14 protein-coding genes are annotated in these 15,996 nt (G+C 48.1%); 2 read left to right on the forward strand and 12 right to left on the reverse strand.

Going from position 1 to position 15,996, the window contains the following annotated elements; translation table 11 throughout:
- Positions 1–7: 7 nt before the first annotated feature.
- The 3 genes from MKZ24_RS30305 to sigK form a co-directional block, all read right to left on the reverse strand.
- Positions 8–247 (reverse strand): hypothetical protein, encoded by a 240-nt coding sequence (locus MKZ24_RS30305; protein WP_340789510.1) that lies wholly within the window; start codon positions 245–247, stop codon positions 8–10.
- 38 nt (positions 248–285) lie between these two features.
- Positions 286–510 (reverse strand): hypothetical protein, encoded by a 225-nt coding sequence (locus MKZ24_RS30310; protein WP_340789511.1) that lies wholly within the window; start codon positions 508–510, stop codon positions 286–288.
- Between the two features lie 194 nt (positions 511–704).
- Entirely contained in the window at positions 705–1,406 is a 702-nt protein-coding gene (gene sigK, locus MKZ24_RS30315) for an RNA polymerase sporulation sigma factor SigK (RefSeq protein WP_042233525.1), read from the reverse strand.
- Positions 1,407–1,986: 580 nt separating this feature from the next.
- Between sigK and MKZ24_RS33195 the strand changes: the two genes are divergently transcribed.
- Entirely contained in the window at positions 1,987–2,103 is a 117-nt protein-coding gene (locus MKZ24_RS33195; protein WP_445253830.1) for a helix-turn-helix transcriptional regulator, read from the forward strand.
- A gap of 156 nt (positions 2,104–2,259) precedes the next feature.
- Here MKZ24_RS33195 and MKZ24_RS30320 read toward each other — a convergent pair whose 3' ends face one another.
- From MKZ24_RS30320 to MKZ24_RS30330, 3 genes are all read right to left on the reverse strand, one after another.
- The gene (locus MKZ24_RS30320; protein ID WP_340789514.1) at positions 2,260–3,612 is read right to left on the reverse strand and encodes a sodium-dependent transporter; all 1,353 of its coding nucleotides are present in this window, start codon (positions 3,610–3,612) and stop codon (positions 2,260–2,262) included.
- A 549-nt stretch (positions 3,613–4,161) separates the two neighbouring features.
- Positions 4,162–4,890, reverse strand: a complete 729-nt coding sequence (locus MKZ24_RS30325; protein WP_340789516.1) for a ThuA domain-containing protein — start codon at positions 4,888–4,890, stop codon at positions 4,162–4,164.
- Positions 4,891–4,905: 15 nt separating this feature from the next.
- Positions 4,906–5,961, reverse strand: a complete 1,056-nt coding sequence (locus MKZ24_RS30330; RefSeq protein ID WP_231637798.1) for a Gfo/Idh/MocA family protein — start codon at positions 5,959–5,961, stop codon at positions 4,906–4,908.
- 131 nt (positions 5,962–6,092) lie between these two features.
- Between MKZ24_RS30330 and MKZ24_RS30335 the strand changes: the two genes are divergently transcribed.
- Positions 6,093–7,013 (forward strand): AraC family transcriptional regulator, encoded by a 921-nt coding sequence (locus tag MKZ24_RS30335; protein ID WP_042233518.1) that lies wholly within the window; start codon positions 6,093–6,095, stop codon positions 7,011–7,013.
- 111 nt (positions 7,014–7,124) lie between these two features.
- On the opposite strand, the gene ltrA is transcribed toward MKZ24_RS30335, so the two are convergent.
- The 6 genes from ltrA to MKZ24_RS30365 all read right to left on the reverse strand — a co-directional run bounded on the left by ltrA (position 7,125) and on the right by MKZ24_RS30365 (position 15,996).
- Positions 7,125–8,525: a group II intron reverse transcriptase/maturase gene (ltrA, locus tag MKZ24_RS30340; RefSeq protein ID WP_042233517.1), complete on the reverse strand. Its 1,401-nt coding sequence runs from the start codon at positions 8,523–8,525 to the stop codon at positions 7,125–7,127.
- Positions 8,526–9,002: 477 nt separating this feature from the next.
- Positions 9,003–10,634 (reverse strand): glycoside hydrolase family 13 protein, encoded by a 1,632-nt coding sequence (locus MKZ24_RS30345; RefSeq protein ID WP_042233515.1) that lies wholly within the window; start codon positions 10,632–10,634, stop codon positions 9,003–9,005.
- Between the two features lie 11 nt (positions 10,635–10,645).
- Positions 10,646–12,361: a glycoside hydrolase family 66 protein gene (locus MKZ24_RS30350; protein ID WP_052416074.1), complete on the reverse strand. Its 1,716-nt coding sequence runs from the start codon at positions 12,359–12,361 to the stop codon at positions 10,646–10,648.
- A gap of 123 nt (positions 12,362–12,484) precedes the next feature.
- Entirely contained in the window at positions 12,485–14,062 is a 1,578-nt protein-coding gene (locus MKZ24_RS30355) for an ABC transporter substrate-binding protein (RefSeq protein WP_340789522.1), read from the reverse strand.
- A gap of 80 nt (positions 14,063–14,142) precedes the next feature.
- Complete coding sequence (locus MKZ24_RS30360; RefSeq protein WP_340789524.1) at positions 14,143–15,021, reverse strand: carbohydrate ABC transporter permease; 879 nt, start codon at positions 15,019–15,021, stop codon at positions 14,143–14,145.
- A gap of 12 nt (positions 15,022–15,033) precedes the next feature.
- The gene (locus tag MKZ24_RS30365; RefSeq protein ID WP_042233510.1) at positions 15,034–15,996 is read right to left on the reverse strand and encodes an ABC transporter permease; all 963 of its coding nucleotides are present in this window, start codon (positions 15,994–15,996) and stop codon (positions 15,034–15,036) included.

A 15,996-nucleotide genomic window follows, 5' to 3' on the forward strand; every position in this document is an offset into this window, starting at 1 on the left:
GGTTCTTTTACGTTTTGTATTTAATCTGTAATTGTTTATCAATTATTTTGACCCATTCAGGTAATTCCTTTAAATAATATTTTATCCCGCTTTGATCTGCTTCAAGAATAAATTCCCCATCAGCTTTACTATTATCAACAACAATTAATTGATCAATCAGGTCTAAGTGAGATAACAGGTTATTCATACTTGTTACATTGCGTCTAACAATATCCTCGGTTTCAATATGATGACCACCGTTTTTCACGCGCAAAGCAACACGTTCAATATTTAACCGAATATCTCCTAACCTACATAAAAAATAATAATTTTAAAGCCTTGTTCCTTTGCAGCTCTCATCTGCCTTACAACGTTACCACCGGCTAAAGTAGTTTCCACGGTGAAGTCCCACTTATTCCGGATACATTCCCTGGCTATTCTTATGGCTTCTTTTCCAGCAGATACTTTACTCTTTTCAGGATGCCCATTATTACCGGCAAACACAAACATCGTTGCCTTTGTCTCATTCATGGATGAAGTCCTGTTCATTCATATTCTCGATCTTTCCCGTACTTATAGTTCGAGTATACTACAGTACAGCGCATTTTATATCCGCCTAAAGCTTAAGCACAATACAGTGAATTTTGAATTCCTAACTTAGAAATCACAAATAACCTGCAGGATCGAGACATCTAATGTCTCATTCCCACAGGCAACTTCTAACCTCACCGCTTCGCCTTATAAAACTCATGATACAGCTTCATGAGCGCCCGCTTCTCTATCCGCGACACATAACTCCGCGAGATCCCTAAGTCCTTCGCAATCTCCCGCTGCGTCCGCTCTTCACCGCCGGTGTCCAGACCGAAGCGGCCGACCACGACCTCTTTCTCGCGATCATCCAATATATCAAGATTACGGTATATCTTGCTCTTCTCGATTTTAAGGTCGACTTCCTTAATTACATCATCCGCCTCAGACCCGAGGATATCGATCAGCGTGATCTCGTTCCCTTCTTTGTCTGTCCCAATCGGATCGTGCAGAGACACGTCTTTCCGGGTCTTTTTCAGCGACCGGAGATGCATCAGGATTTCGTTTTCAATACAGCGGGCAGCAAAAGTCGCCAGCTTCGTGCCCTTATTAGGCCGATAACTTTCAATCGCCTTAATCAGCCCAATGGTGCCGATGGAGATCAGGTCCTCCATGTCTTCGCCGGTGTTGTCGAATTTTTTTACTATATGCGCTACGAGTCTCAAGTTGTGTTCGATCAGCAAATTCCGTGCTTTGGCGTCCCCCTCGGCCATCATCCCTAAGTATTTGCTCTCATCCTGCTCCGATAAAGGTTGGGGGAAAGCATTGTTCCTTACGTAAGATACCAGCAGCGTCAGTTCTTTGATCAGCAGTGCAATCGTGCTTATGATTCCTGGCAACTTGGCGACACCTCCCGCACATGTACAATGAAACCGATCTGTAGTCGAGAACTACGGGTTCATGGTCTCTTTATTGTATGTGGGTAGATGCCTAGAAGTGCATGTACGGGTAAATAGGTACGAGCTATGGTGAACAGGATTTACTATGGAATGGATCCTAGAAGGGCTTGCGAATAGCTATCATCCGACATTACATATTTATTGCGGTCCTTATTTCGTCTATTCTTATCCCTTTTTGCAGCATGTCTTAATTATTCTGAGAATAACCGCTATATTCACCTCTATAATCATAGAACGAAGCACCCACTGTATCATTTCATATCTTTGAGCTATTTCTTTTAGTCTCTTTACAACCATGCTGGTATAAATTCCTGCCAGAATAGGGGATGGCCCTTCATTCTTATATGGGTTTTCAGACAATATTCAACAACAGCATCAGCAGGTGGTCATCCCCAAAGATTATTCGGAGTTTAGAAAAGCTTTTGAAAGCAGGATATCAATATCATTGCTCTGCACAGTTTCACGAAATTCTTGCAATGATACAGAATGAATTGAAAACCTCCGGTGCGAGCAATATTATATTCATAGTCACTATACGGATTCTTCTATTACGGTTAGAAAGCTTGCAGAAATGTCATATATGAGCGAGGTATATTTCAGAAAGCTGTTTAAAGAAACATTCTCTATTTCTCCATAGTGGAGGGCATCTGGAAAAAACCTGACTAATCCATACTGTATCATGAGTTTTATAAGGAAAAGAAACAATTCATTCAAAAAGGGGGTGTCCAGAAAGCCATGAAATGGCTCGGGGCACCCCGTTGATTATTCATTCTGCAGATGAATGGTTGTTGAATTAGAAGGTGAGAATTCCCGAGGTATGGAGCAACACCAGGAACACCAGAACAGGCGCAACATACCGGAGCATGAACAACCAGATGCGGAACCAGCGTGCCTGTAGTCCAGCTGCTTCCGCTGCCCCTTTCCAGAAAAATCCGGCAAAAATGGTAATCAGCAGACCGCCAACCGGCAGCATAATGTTGGAGGTGATGAAATCCATCCAGTCAAACAGGGCTTTGCCACCAAACGTAAGCCCAGGGAACATCCCCAGCGACATCGCTGAAGGAACACCGAGCAGGAAACAGAGCAGAGACAAGATCCAGACCGAACGTTGGCGGCTCCAGTTCCAGCGCTCCATCGCGAAGGATACTGGTACTTCTAGCAGGGATACGGCCGAGGTCAAAGCAGCAATCGCCAGCAGGATGAAGAACAGACCGCCGAAGAACGCACCGAAAGGCATAGCTGAGAAAGCCGCTGGCAGAGCGATAAAAATCAGCGAAGGCCCTTGATCGGGGGCAATGCCAAACGAAAACGTCGTCGGGAAAATAATCAATCCGGCGATAAACGCATATAGCAAATCTCCGGCGCCAATCGCAAATGCAGCGGTACCCAGCGACTGATTTTTATCCACATAAGAACCGTAAGTCAGTAGAATCCCCATCCCGAGCGACAATGAGAAGAAGGCATGTCCCAAGGCGACCAGCGCAGATTCCGCCGTCAGCACCGAGAAGTCCGGTTTGAGGAAGAAGGATACACCTTGGTCTGCACCCGGCAAGGTTAGCGCGCGAATCATCAACACAATGAGGAGAACGATTAGGCTGGGAATCAATACTTTGTTGAATTTCTCAATCCCGCCCGAAACCCCAAGGATGACTACGCCAGCCGTAATCAGGATGGCTACGCCCTGCCAGACAATCGGCATATACCCTGAGATAAAGGAGCCAAATTCACCTGCGTAATCATTAGTACTGAACAGTTGTCCATTGAAGGCAATCATCGCATAGTTCAGCGTCCAGCCTGCAACAATAATATAAAAGGAGAGGATTAAAAAAGGTGCCACCACTTGCAGAATTCCGGCTGCCTTCCAGCCTTTCCCGCCTCCGGCACGTATGAACGAAGTCGCCGCGCTTCCGCGTCCGCTGCGTCCGATGGCCAGTTCGGCCAGCAGCACCGGCAAGCCGATCAGTACCAGACAGACGATGAAGAGAAGGAAGAAAGCCGCACCGCCATTTTCCCCTGTAATATAAGGGAACTTCCACATATTCCCTAGACCAACAGAGCTGCCGATGGCAGCGAAAATAAAACCACTGGAAGAAAATCGCTCCTTCTTCTCCGTGAGCATATTTTTGTCACCTTTAAACTGATTCATTTACTAACCCCATTTTCTTTTTTAGACCTAATTATAGCTTAAGTAACCAATAGAGTCATAAGAAAATTTTCTAATTCTCTAATAATTATTACCTTTTTTCTGACTAAAAAATCAAAGCATCAGGGTCAATGTTAACGCTAATGCCAAGCGTGTCTACAGTCAGATTTCGAATCATGCTCTTCCTGCCGCCGTTATTTCCGACAAATCTTGAATACTGGCCACAATGATGAGTCCCCGCCCACCCTACTCGTCCAAACGTCTTGAGGTTGTGGACACCACGAAACGATGTCAAAAAAAATAAACCAATTACGATCGTTCCCGATTCGTACAGATCGGGAATGGCGTTTAACCAATTGACCAGCAACGGCGGTTTCGCTCCGCCCAGCCCTCGCCTTTCCCTCTGTGACGCGGAGAACACAGCAGGATAGGATATCCGCTGCTCTCACATTCCCGCTGCATTTGGATTGAACAGCAAAAAGCCGTTCATCGAATAATTCCCATGAACGACTTTTCATCATCGCCAACTTCTCTGAATTACGCCGATTTTTATCAGCGAATAAGTTCCAGCGGCGCTACACGCCCGTAAGAGACTTGGATGTGCCCGCTTTTTGCCGCCCACCGAACACTGTTACTGATAACCTGAAGCACCTCAGGCTGATGATAGACCGGGAAAGTCTCATGCCCGGGTCTAAAGTAAAAGATATTGCCTTGTCCGCGCTTATAGCAGCAGCCGCTGCGGAACACTTCTCCGCCTTCGAACCAGGAAATGAATATAAGCTCATCCGGCGCCGGAATCTCAAAGCGTTCCCCGTACATTTCTTCCTTCGGAATTTCAATATACTGTCCGAGGCCCTGGGCAATCGGATGACCCGGCTCTATCACCCAGATCCGCTCCTTCTCGCCGTCGTCACGCCATTTCAAGGCGCCGGTATTAGTCCCCATTAAAGCATGGAATATCTTCGAATTATGTCCGGAGTGAAGCACGATCAATCCCATGCCGTCCAGCACCCGTTGCCGGACCTTTTTGACAACTTCATCACTAACTTCGTCATGGGCCAGATGCCCCCACCAGAGCAGCACATCCGTCTGCTCCAGCACTTCAGCGGTCAATCCGTGTTCCGGTTCATCCAGAACCGCCGTTCTTGCTTCCATATCTTCCTGCGTGTTCAAGTAGCTGGCAAGCGCCGCATGAATACCCTCGGGATATATCGCCTGTACTTCCTCATTGAGTCTTTCGTGACGGTACTCGTTCCAGACTGTGATTTTGATTGTAGGCATGATATGCCCTCCCTGTTATATTGAAATCCAGCGTTGTTCTGTCAGTGAGACTAGAATGGAATCAATGGCATGCTGGTTGATGTAACCGTCTTCCATAGTAGCGTCGCATCCGTCACCCTGGCCGTTTACCAGATTCACAAAAGCGGCCATTTGATCCACTTGAAATTCTTCGGGAATATCCACTTTTCTGAAGACCTCGTCGCCATCTTCGGACAACTTAACATATAGGACATCCTCTTCTTCCAGGTTATACAGAACCGCCCCGCGGTCCCCGAAGATTTCCAGCTGCTGAAAGTTGCCCCGGCCGAAGGCGAATCTCGAAATGGCCATCGTGGATGATGCGCCCCCCTCAAGCCGGGCCAGCACATGACAGAAATCATCCACATCTACCTCACCCTTGCCTTCTCCATCGCCTTCAAGCAGCGTGCGCTTCCTGATAATCGTGTCGGCATCGGCTATCACCCGTTCTACATTGCCTACAAGAAAACGCTGCAGATCGAGCAAATGCGAACCTAAATCTCCAAGAACGCCTGAGCCGGACAGCTCCTTGCGGAATCTCCAGACCAGCGGAAGCTGCCCGTCCAGCCCCCAGCCCTGCAAATACTGGCCGTAAACATGCTTGACTTCCCCTAATTTGCCCTGATTGATTAACCATTTGGCAAATCTTACTGCCGATTTGTACCGGTAACTGAAACAGATCATATGCGGTAGGTGAGCCTCCGTTACCAGATCCCGCAATGCGGCGGCTTCCTGGGCACCAAGTGTCACCGGCTTTTCCAGGGCAAACGGCTTCTGATGCTTGATTGCCTCACAGGCAATTTCGAAATGGTTATAATTCGGCGTCCCGATACTTACAGCCTCAAGCTCAGGGTCTGCCAGCATTTCTGTGTAATTTAAGTATCTTCGTGCTTCCGGGATATTATATTGTTCTCCCCTTCTCGCCAGCACCTCTTCCTTGCAATCACAAACCGACCATAAGACCGCTTCTTCATTCGCCAAAAGTCCCGAAATATGCATGTCTGATATTCCACCAAGACCAATTACACCGACTTTCAGTTTAGCCAACCGCATCACCCTGCCCCTTATCCACATCGTTTGTATTACAGCTAAAGTATAGTTTGTGCTAGAATAAACGAACATGGCGGAAACATACCCTTTTTGTACAAAAGCTACTTTTCAATAGCCTTAAGGAGGCGAATAATTTGTTTGCTGTTAACATCGAGATGCTGCCGAGAATTAAACTTATGGGATTCGTTTCTTATAAGCAGCCCTGGGTACATTTTACAAGAACTACCAACGAGTATGTTCTGTATTTCATCAAAAGCGGAGAACTCCACCTTACGGAGAATGGAACGCACTATATACTAAAAAAGGGAGATATCCTTATTCTGGAGCCTAATCTGGAGCATGCAGGAACGAAAAAGCATGTCTGCGATTACTACTATATTCATTTTGAACATCCGGATATAAACTTCGTTCAGGTGGAAGATATGCTCACGATGGCCAGGCGCTTCATTCTGGAGGAAGAGACACAGCAAGCCGAAGGGGGCAGCTCAAGCTGCCACTTTCCCAAGCATTACGTTTTGTCCAAAAAAGTTCTGTCTCTCTCCTTTCAGGCAATGAATGAAATGCTTCAGTTATATAGAAGAAAATACTTCAACCGCGGGCTAACCGCCCTGAAATTTATGGAATGGCTCATTGAAGTATCCCGGGAGCATTTCATTGCAGCACTTCAAGAGCATGAAGGCAGCAGTACCAAACCCCTGATCAAAGTCCATACCCTGCTGGAGTACATTCACGAGCACTACACGGACAAAATTACAGGGAGCGGGATCGCGCAGGAATTTGACTGCAACTACGATTACATGAACCGTATCTTCACCAAGCTGACCGGCGAGAGTATCATGCGCTATGTCAACCGGGTGCGGATCAACCATGCGAAGGAGCTGATTGAAGCCACGCACCTGCCGTTCGGCGAAATCGGCTATTTGACCGGATTAGATGATCCCTTTTATTTCAGCAAAGTGTTCAAAAAGTACGTTGGAGTTACACCTTCCGAGTATTACAGAGAGGTGCGGGAACAGGGGAAGCTTGATCATTCAAGCTCTAACCGGAAGCTGTAAGCCGGCAGTACAAGTATTGGAGAGCAGCCACACCTAATCGAGTAGGAGGCTACTCATTTGTGAGTAGCCGACCTCTCACACCACCGTACGTACCGTTCGGTATACGGCGGTTCAACCGCATAAGTGCAATTGACGTAGTCGCTCGTACTGCGCAGGAAAGTCATAACATCCTGCCTGTGCGAGCTTTTCGTTTGTTATGGAACGAGACAGCACCGGGCTTCCAGCGATACGCCAGTACCCCAGACGAGAGTTTCCCCATTGGTAAGCCTGCCACTCCGGTATCCCCAGCTTGCGCAGGTTTTGTACCTTTGTTCTCGGCTTCTTCCATTGTTTCCAGATGTACATTCGAAGTCGTCTTCGCAGCCATTCGCTCCAGCTTTGCAATATCCGTTTCATGTCGGCTACATAGTAGTAACCGATCCATCCGCGAATGTAGATTTTCACCTTCTCCATGACTTCTCGAACATTCCTGCCCTGACTGCGACTCGTGAGTTCCTTTAGCCTCTTCTTTGCTTTTGCGAGGGATTGCCCGTGGACGCGAATATACACGCCACTTCTGTTCTTTCCCAAGGCAAATCCAAGGAATTTGAAGTGCTTCCGGGCCACTACGCTGACTACCTTGCTTTTCTGCGTATGGATTTGGAGTTTCAATTTGTCCTCCAGGTACTTTCTGCAGGACCCCAGAAGACGCGTCGCTGCCCGTTTACTTTTGGCGAGCACCACGATGTCATCCGCATATCGGATGACGTTCACTCCCCGGTTTCTCATCTCCTGGTCGAATTCGTTCAGATAGATGTTCGCGAGCAGTGGAGATAAAGGGCCTCCCTGTGGAGAGCCTTCCTCCGTTTTGCAGTGTACCCCGTTCTCCATAACCCCGCTTTTCAGATATTTCTTAATTAGATCGGTTACACGCTTGTCCTGGATTTGCTTGCGCAAAAGATCCATCAGCAGCTCATGGTTCAGCGTATCGAAGTATTTGGAGAGGTCGATTTCTACCGCATAGCCGTAGCCTTGTCCCGCATCATCTTTCACTTTTCGGATGGCTTGCTGCGCACTCCGCCCTGGGCGGTAGCCGTAGCTTCCCTCCGAAAAGAGCGGCTCAAACAAGGGGTGCAGCTGCTGTGCTATAGCTTGCTGGATTACTCGGTCCACGACTGTGGGGATTCCCAGCTTCCGCACTCCGCTTCCATCGGGTTTGGGGATTTCCTTGCGACGTACCGGGCTTGGCTTGTACCTTGCTTCCCGGATGCTTTGCAACAGCTCATCTCTATGTTCCTGCAACCATGGCAGTGCATCTTCTACGGTCATTCCGTCGATTCCTGGCGCTCCATGGTTGCGTTTGACTTGCTTGTAAGCTCTGTTCAGATTGTCTCTGTCCAGAATCTGCTCCAGCAAGTCCGTTGCACCGCCTCTTTCTCTACGTTCCCGAATGCCGACGCTCCGCGCTCCCGTATACTGTTCGCGTTCCACGCTATCCCTTTGCAGGCAGCCCTTTCGGTATTCTGCTTTCATCGCGCCGACTCTCCTTCCGGTATGTACTCGAGACTTACGATTGTTCGGCCCTTCCCGAAAAAAAAACTTTCCGTTACTATGGCCTCTGCTGACTTCTCACAGCAAGCTTTACTCCGTCTTTTGGATTTTTTTCCTACTGGGCGTCTGTGAGATCTCCCCGGGTAAGAGCGATAACTTTCCCCTCATCCATCTGCCACATTTACATCCTGGGATTTGGGCAGTATTGGACTTCGCTTTGTTGAGCAAGCTCGTCCGTCCCAGCATGCCTTCTATGTGATTCCTGTTCGTCAGACCGAGGGTTTGCCTCCGGCTTCCTTCAGATTCCACCTCGCGGTGGACACCCTTGCCTTCAGCTAACAGTTCCTACTGCCAAGCCTGTAGCGGACTTTCACCGCCAAGTTATCGCCCATGCCGGGCGCACTCAAAAACCGGGGCAGCATCAGGTGTACCCGATGTTGCCCCGGCTGGGGGTAAGACCTAGATTACTTTAACGGCAAATGCTTCGTACGGCTGTAATTGTATCTCCTTAAAGTCCACGTCATTTCTGGAATAGTTGCCAATGATAAACTCACCGGCTGGCCCTATCTCCGGCAATTCCAGCGGAACCTCTTCCCCGCTGAAATTGGCTGTAACCAGCCAGGTCTGTCCCTCATAGCGGCGGAAGTACATGAACACCTGATCACGCACGCCTGTCACCAGTTCAAAATCGCCCCATACAACAATCGGGTTGTTCTTCCGCAGCTCAATCAGCTTACGGTAGCAGTAGAACACCGAATCGGGATCTTCCAGATTGGCTTCCATATTAATTTCCGTATAATTTGGATTTACATGCAGCCACGGCTCACCGGTTGTAAATCCTCCGTTAGCGTTGGCATTCCACTGAATCGGGGTCCGGGCATTATCCCTTCCCTTGGTATTGATGGAATGAATAATATCCTCCCTGGCATACCCTTCTGCAAGCCGTTCATGATACATATTGATGCTCTCAATATCCTGTGCTTCGCTGATATCCTGAATCGGATAATTGGTCATCCCGAGTTCTTCGCCTTGATAAATGTAAGGCGTGCCCTTCATCAAATGCAGAAGAATGGCGAACATTTTGGCACTCTCCACACGGTATTGCTTGTCATCCCCCCAACGGGATACAATTCTCGGCAAATCGTGATTGTTCCAGAAGAGACTATTCCAGCCTTCGTTCCCCAGCTCGGTCTGCCATTTCGCCAGCACCTGCTTCAATTCGCTTACATTCAGGGGCTTCAAATCCCACTTTTCTCCCCCGTCCTGCTGATCCAGACCGATATGTTCAAACTGGAATACCATTGACAGCTCACCCCGGTCGGGATTGGAATAGAGCTTGGCCACTTCGGGAGTCGCTCCCCAAGTCTCTCCTACGGTCAGAACATCATGCTTACCGAACGTCTCCCGGTTCATATCCTGCAGATATTCATGAAGCTTCGGGCCATTTCCTGTGATCTCCTGATCCGGTATTTTGCCGACCAGATCAATCACGTCCATGCGGAAACCGCCGATGCCTTTATCGAGCCAGAAATTCATCATATCCCATACCTCTTGACGGACCTTCTCGTTCTCCCAGTTCAGATCCGGCTGTCTGCGGCTGAACAAGTGCAGAAAGTACTGGCCGCTCGCTTCGTCAAGCTCCCAGGCCGATCCGCTGAATGTTGAACGCAGAGAGTTGGGAACCCCGCCGTTTACAGGGTCACGCCAGATATAATAGTCCCGGTACGGATTGTCTTTTCCCTTGCGGGCTTCAATGAACCATGGATGTTCATCTGAGGTATGGTTGACAACCAGATCCATGATGATCCGGATGTTACGGAGCTTGGCACTTTCGATTAATTCCTCCATGTCCGCCATCGTGCCGAATTCGGCCATAATATCCTGATAGTCACTGATGTCATAGCCATTGTCGTCATTGGGTGAATTGTATACAGGACTAAGCCAGATTGCCGTGATTCCAAGCTGCTCCAAATAGTCAAGCCGGTTGATAATTCCCCGGAGATCGCCAATCCCGTCCCCGTCGCTGTCTTGAAAACTCCTAGGATAAATCTGGTAAATAACCGCTGTCTGCCACCATTTCGTACTATTCAAATCATTCACTCCTATAAGCAGTATTTTACTACGATCATGGACCAAATTTTTAAGGAAGGGAGAGTAAATCTGGCCGCCAGTCCTTGCCCATGGGGAACAATTTCGTAATCCAGGAAACAGACTTCCTGGTTAAGATCATCCGGGCTTGCCGTGTAAATGCACTCCAGCGGCTGTTCAATCAGCAAATTGCACACCACTCCGGTTTGGGGCTCAGGCCGCTGTTTCTTGCCATGCTCCCAATAATCATCCTCAAGCCCGGCAAGGTTAATGAGTTGCAGGATCTGATAGCCCGGCATCCGCTTGATGATGGTCCACACGGAATTAATATCTCCGTTCGGCGCAAAAGGCACCTTGCCTTCGAAGGTAATCTCGGTATTAACTCCTGCTGTATAGGTATAAGATACATCTTCCAGCTGCGTGTCGTGTATCAGCGTACCAAACCGCACAATGAAATCGTAGTAACGTCTGACTTCAACGGCAAATTCAGGCCGCATCACCGCATAATCGGGATAGTACGGCATGGTCAGCATTCCATGGTCCTCACCTAATAAGAGGTGATACCCGCCGCTGGCAAATATGGAGGCCATGGTCAGCAGCGCCCCGTTCTCGGCCCATTCCTTGTCATGCCCGGCTTCCGGGTAGAAGGAGGGGAGATACGCGGACAGGATAACCGGCTTGTCCGGGCTAAGTGAACGCGCATTATCAATAAGTCCCTTCAGCTCACGCAACCGGACGACAGGCGGCCACACTTCAATATAAAGCGCCTCCTGATCCGAAGAAGCAGTCTTGCTTATAGGGTAGTTGCCCACATTATTGAAGATAACCCCTGCCTCTGCCTTGATTTCCTTCACTGCCGCCTGGGTCCGGTCAATCAGCGGCGGATAACATTCCGCCAGATCGACCACTTCTTCTTTGCCTTCGATCCGGCGCATTGCTTTCTTGGGAAAGCCGTATTGATCCATATGAATCCCATCGAATCCGGCCCTTACGGCCTGACGGAACTGTTCAACAATATGATCGGTCCAAGGGGAGTCGGGTGTGATGTCCATAATATAGAACAAGTCGATTAATTGAAACGGCTCACCCTTGCGGTCATAAAGTCCCCATTCCGGATGTGCCTGTAAAAAATCCTTAAGACCCGTGTACACTGCCCCATAAGCCATGGCTGCCATCCCTTTATCGTGCAAGGCTGCCACTTTTTCACGGATCACTTTATAGGACATGGTCCGGCCCATCGGATCGACAAATTCGTCCTGACGGGGAACAAGATCATCATGGCGATACATCCAATCATAGAACTGTATGACATTCAGGTGGAATTTGTTCATACTTTCAACGTCACGGAAATCTCCGGATTCATCCGTCCGAAAATCGCTTAAAAAGCCATACCGGGGCGCCCGGCTCCAATGATCGGCAATATCGTACGAAGTATAGGCAGTTGACACGGCAACTTTATCGCAAAAAACGGTAGCCTGGACCCCGTAACCGGCCCACTCTGTATCTTCTGTGAACAAGGGAATGCGCACCGTTTGTCTCAATCCTTGTTCCGTACTGATTCTAACTGTTTCTTCGGCAACCTGCTGTTCTAACTTGTAGAACTTGGCAACGAGCTCCAGCATCTTATCCTCTCGGGTCTCCAGTTCGACTATAAGGTTGCCCGTTTGGCCGGATTTGTACTGGGCTTGATCGGGATACATATCTATATAGGCCAGCATTGAATTTTCCATGTGAATGCTCCACTCCACTTCGGATGTATGATCTTTTACAATGTAAAGGGGACATAACCGAAGGTTTATGCCCCTTTATCTGACAGATTAGCTTAACCAATGAGATCAGTGATGAAGCTCCGCTTATTTCTTGCCGTTTGCTTTAAGCCAGGCATCAAGCTGTTTTTGCGCTTCAGCGATTACTTTGTCGGCTCCCGCTGCTTTTTGTTTCTCCAGCATCTTAGGAACAACCTCTTCCGGATCCAATTGACCGGACTTCAGCCCGTCAACAAACGTTTTATTGGCATTGTCGATGGAGATCAATTCATTCTTTACAGGCTCCGGATCAAATACAAATCCAAAGATCCGGGAAGGGTTCGAAGAGATCTGTTCATTGAATTTCTCATAATTCTGGTATTTATTCGGATCTTCTCCCACCCGGGTGTAGTTAAGCATTTGATTGCCGAGTTGCCACATATTATCATGATAATAGCCGACGCTATCCGTAGTTTGGCCTTCCGGCAGGGCAATTTGACCATCTTTAAGCACATAATGTTTGCCTTCAATTCCGAAATTAAAGAGGGTCAGCAATTCCTTGTCTTTATAAAAGAGGTTAAGCAGCATCATGGCACGTTCTGGATCTTCCGAGCTTTTTGAAATCGCATACATGGTTGCTGTCATCTTTCCGGTCTGCAAACGGTCAATATTAAGCGGAATCTGCAGCATTTCACGGCCCGCTTTAATCGAACCATTCGGCGAAATAGCTGCTTTGCCGATTTCCATATCCGCCAGAATATCCATATCCCCCACAAAGGCGAACCCTTTGCCGGCCTGCATTTTCTTCCAGGCATCTAAACCGGGTGTCAGTGCATCCTTGTTGATATATCCTGCCTTGTACCACTTGTTGGTCAGCTTGGCCAGCTCCATATACCGCGGAGTAGTGAATGAATTGATTACTGTATAATCATCAGCAGCCGTTCCTACGGTATTGATGGCAGCGATGCTTACAATAGAGTCCAGATTCGTAGATGAATAGTAAGCCTCGAGCGGAAAGCTAGGTGCCACTAAAGGCGTAATACCCGGTTCGTTCTCCTTGATGGTTTGGAGCATAGGCTCCAGTTCCTCGACTTTACCCGACTTCAGTGCAGTCAGATCAAACTTATATTTATCCACAAGTTCTTTGTTCAAATAAACGCCCTGAGTGCCGCCCAGTTCTTGGTGGGTATGGATACCATACAGCTTGCCGTCGCGTTTAGCCGGCTCGTGATAATCCTTCTCTACCGCTTCGATATCAGGACCGTACTTGGCGAGCAGATCATCTAGCGGCAGCAGCCCGCCTTTGGTAACCTGCTGCTGGAAGCCCAGCCAATCCGCCGTAAACAGCAAATCCATTTTGTCGCCGGAAGCCATCATCAGGTTCGTTTTATCGCTCCAGGCCCCCCAGTCAATGGGATTCAGCTTAACAGTCATGTTAAGGTCCGGATAAGTCTTCTTCAGATAATCATTCATCGTATTCTGAACCAATTCATTGTCTTTTTGCGGCGCATCGGGGAACACCATTACGACTTCATAAGGCTTCAGCGCCGAGCTGGCAGCCCCGTCCGGCTGAGCTGAACCCGCCGGTGAATTCGCTGCATTGTTCCCGCCGCCGCAACCAGCCGCTACGACTGAAGTCAACATCAACGATGCCAGCACTGCAGAACTCTTTTTTGACCACTTCATAAATAGTAGACCTCCCTGGAATACTTCTGTTTGTTACCTTAAATTCTTTACTTGTATACTAATCCGGCGTTACGCCGGGATCAGCCTTTCACAGCACCTACGGTTAGACCTTTTACAAAATACTTCTGCAGGAAAGGGAATACCAGCACCAGCGGTCCGATTGCAATCATCGCCATCGCCATCCGAATGGATTCCAGCGGCGTTGTGACCTGTGCGGTTGAACTATAAGCCTTATTGGCGATCGTCTGCAGGAACGAAGCGTTCATTAAGGTTTTGGTCAATAGGTATTGCAGCGAGAACAGCTTCTCATTCTGGATGAAGACGAGGCTTGTAAACCAGTCGTTCCAGTAGGAAACCGTGGTGAACAGTCCGATCGTAGCCATGACAGGAAGGGACAGGGGCAAAATAATGCTAAAGTAGGTACGGAATTCTCCCGCCCCATCTATTTGGGAAGAATCAATCAGTGAAGGCGGTATACTGTTCGTGAAGAATGTCCGCATGATGATAACGTTGAAGCCGCCGATCAGACCCGGAATGATAAGGGCCATCAACGTATCCTGAACATGCAGGAACCGGGTGTAGACAAGATACCAGGGCAGCAAGCCTCCCGAGAACAACATCGTGATCAAGATGAAAATGCTCAGCGCACCTCTTAGCGGAAACTCTTTGCGCGACAAGGCATAGGCCATTGCGGAAGTCACGAACAAGCTGACGACCACACCAATCATCGTTACCGAGGCAGAAACACCATAGGCCCGCAATATTTTCTCGGCATCCTCAAACAAATACCGATAAGCGATAAGACTGAATTTTCCGGGCCAGAAGCTGTAACCATTAGCAGTTACCCAGTCTTCATCGGCGACCGATATCATGAACACAAGCCAGAACGGGATCAGGCAGGCCAGGCTAAACAAAGACAGGAAAATAATGATAAAGGGATTGGTTCGTTTTTTCTCCATGGTTTTCTCCTTTTAGAACAAAGCATTTTCTTTGCTGAATTTACGGACAATCAGGTTGACGGTAATGACAAGTGTAAAGCCGACAACTGATTGCAGCAGCCCTGCCGAGGAGGCGAGTCCCGTATCGCCGGTAACCATTAACGCCCTGTATACATAGGTATCAATAACATCAGTAGTATCCTTGATCATTCCGGATGCCATGGTTGCCTGATAGAACAGACCGAAGTCGGCATTGAAAATCCGGCCAATCGCCAGCAAGGTCATAATGATAATAATCGGAGCAATCAGCGGAATCGTAATTTTCGTCATTTGCTTCCAGCGGCTGGCCCCATCAATGACGGCTGCTTCATAATATTCAGAGTCTATCCCGACAATGGCTGCCAGATAAACGACGGCCGAGTAGCCCACACCCTTCCAGGTGTTGACAATGGTCAGAATATAAGGCCAATGCTGCGCTTCCGCATACCAGTTTCTAGGATCAATACCGAAGGGCTCCAGAATAAATTTATTGATAAACCCCAGTTCCGGATTTAAAAATCCATAAACGATGTAGCCGACAATGACCATAGAAATAAAGTTAGGCAGGATCACTGTGCTCTGAAAGAATTTGGAGGCAAATTTATTCTTGACCTCGTTGAGGAGAAGTGCCAGCAGCACTGCCAATATCGTATTGATAAGCAAAAAGCTGATGTTGTACAACAGTGTATTCCTTATGATCAGCCAAGCGTCGTTTGAAGCAAACAAAAACTTAAAGTTGTCCAGTCCGTTCCATTTGCTTCCCCATATTCCGTCTGTATAATTAAGGTCCTTGAAGGCCAAAAAAATACCAAACATAGGCAGATAGTTATTGATTAACATCAGCAGGATTCCCGGCAATGCCAGAACAACTAATGCCCTGTACTTCCATAAGGTTCTCCATTTTGTATTCGGCCGCGAGATGCCGGGTTGAGTTATTGCTACTTTTACCGAAGCCAT

Source organism: Paenibacillus sp. FSL R7-0297, assembly GCF_038009025.1.
GTDB lineage: Bacteria > Bacillota > Bacilli > Paenibacillales > Paenibacillaceae > Paenibacillus_AQ.

Excerpts from the sequence above, each read along its gene's own strand:
- MKZ24_RS30310 (WP_340789511.1), bottom strand. The coding sequence starts at position 510 with ATGAATGAGACAAAGGCAACGATGTTTGTGTTTGCCGGTAATAATGGG.
- MKZ24_RS30320 (WP_340789514.1), bottom strand. The coding sequence starts at position 3,612 with ATGAATCAGTTTAAAGGTGACAAAAATATGCTCACGGAGAAGAAGGAG.
- MKZ24_RS30325 (WP_340789516.1), bottom strand. The coding sequence starts at position 4,890 with ATGCCTACAATCAAAATCACAGTCTGGAACGAGTACCGTCACGAAAGA.
- MKZ24_RS30330 (WP_231637798.1), bottom strand. The coding sequence starts at position 5,961 with ATGCGGTTGGCTAAACTGAAAGTCGGTGTAATTGGTCTTGGTGGAATA.
- ltrA (WP_042233517.1), bottom strand. The coding sequence starts at position 8,525 with ATGAAAGCAGAATACCGAAAGGGCTGCCTGCAAAGGGATAGCGTGGAA.
- MKZ24_RS30350 (WP_052416074.1), bottom strand. The coding sequence starts at position 12,361 with ATGGAAAATTCAATGCTGGCCTATATAGATATGTATCCCGATCAAGCC.
- MKZ24_RS30355 (WP_340789522.1), bottom strand. The coding sequence starts at position 14,062 with ATGAAGTGGTCAAAAAAGAGTTCTGCAGTGCTGGCATCGTTGATGTTG.
- MKZ24_RS30360 (WP_340789524.1), bottom strand. The coding sequence starts at position 15,021 with ATGGAGAAAAAACGAACCAATCCCTTTATCATTATTTTCCTGTCTTTG.
- MKZ24_RS30365 (WP_042233510.1), bottom strand. The coding sequence starts at position 15,996 with ATGGCTTCGGTAAAAGTAGCAATAACTCAACCCGGCATCTCGCGGCCG.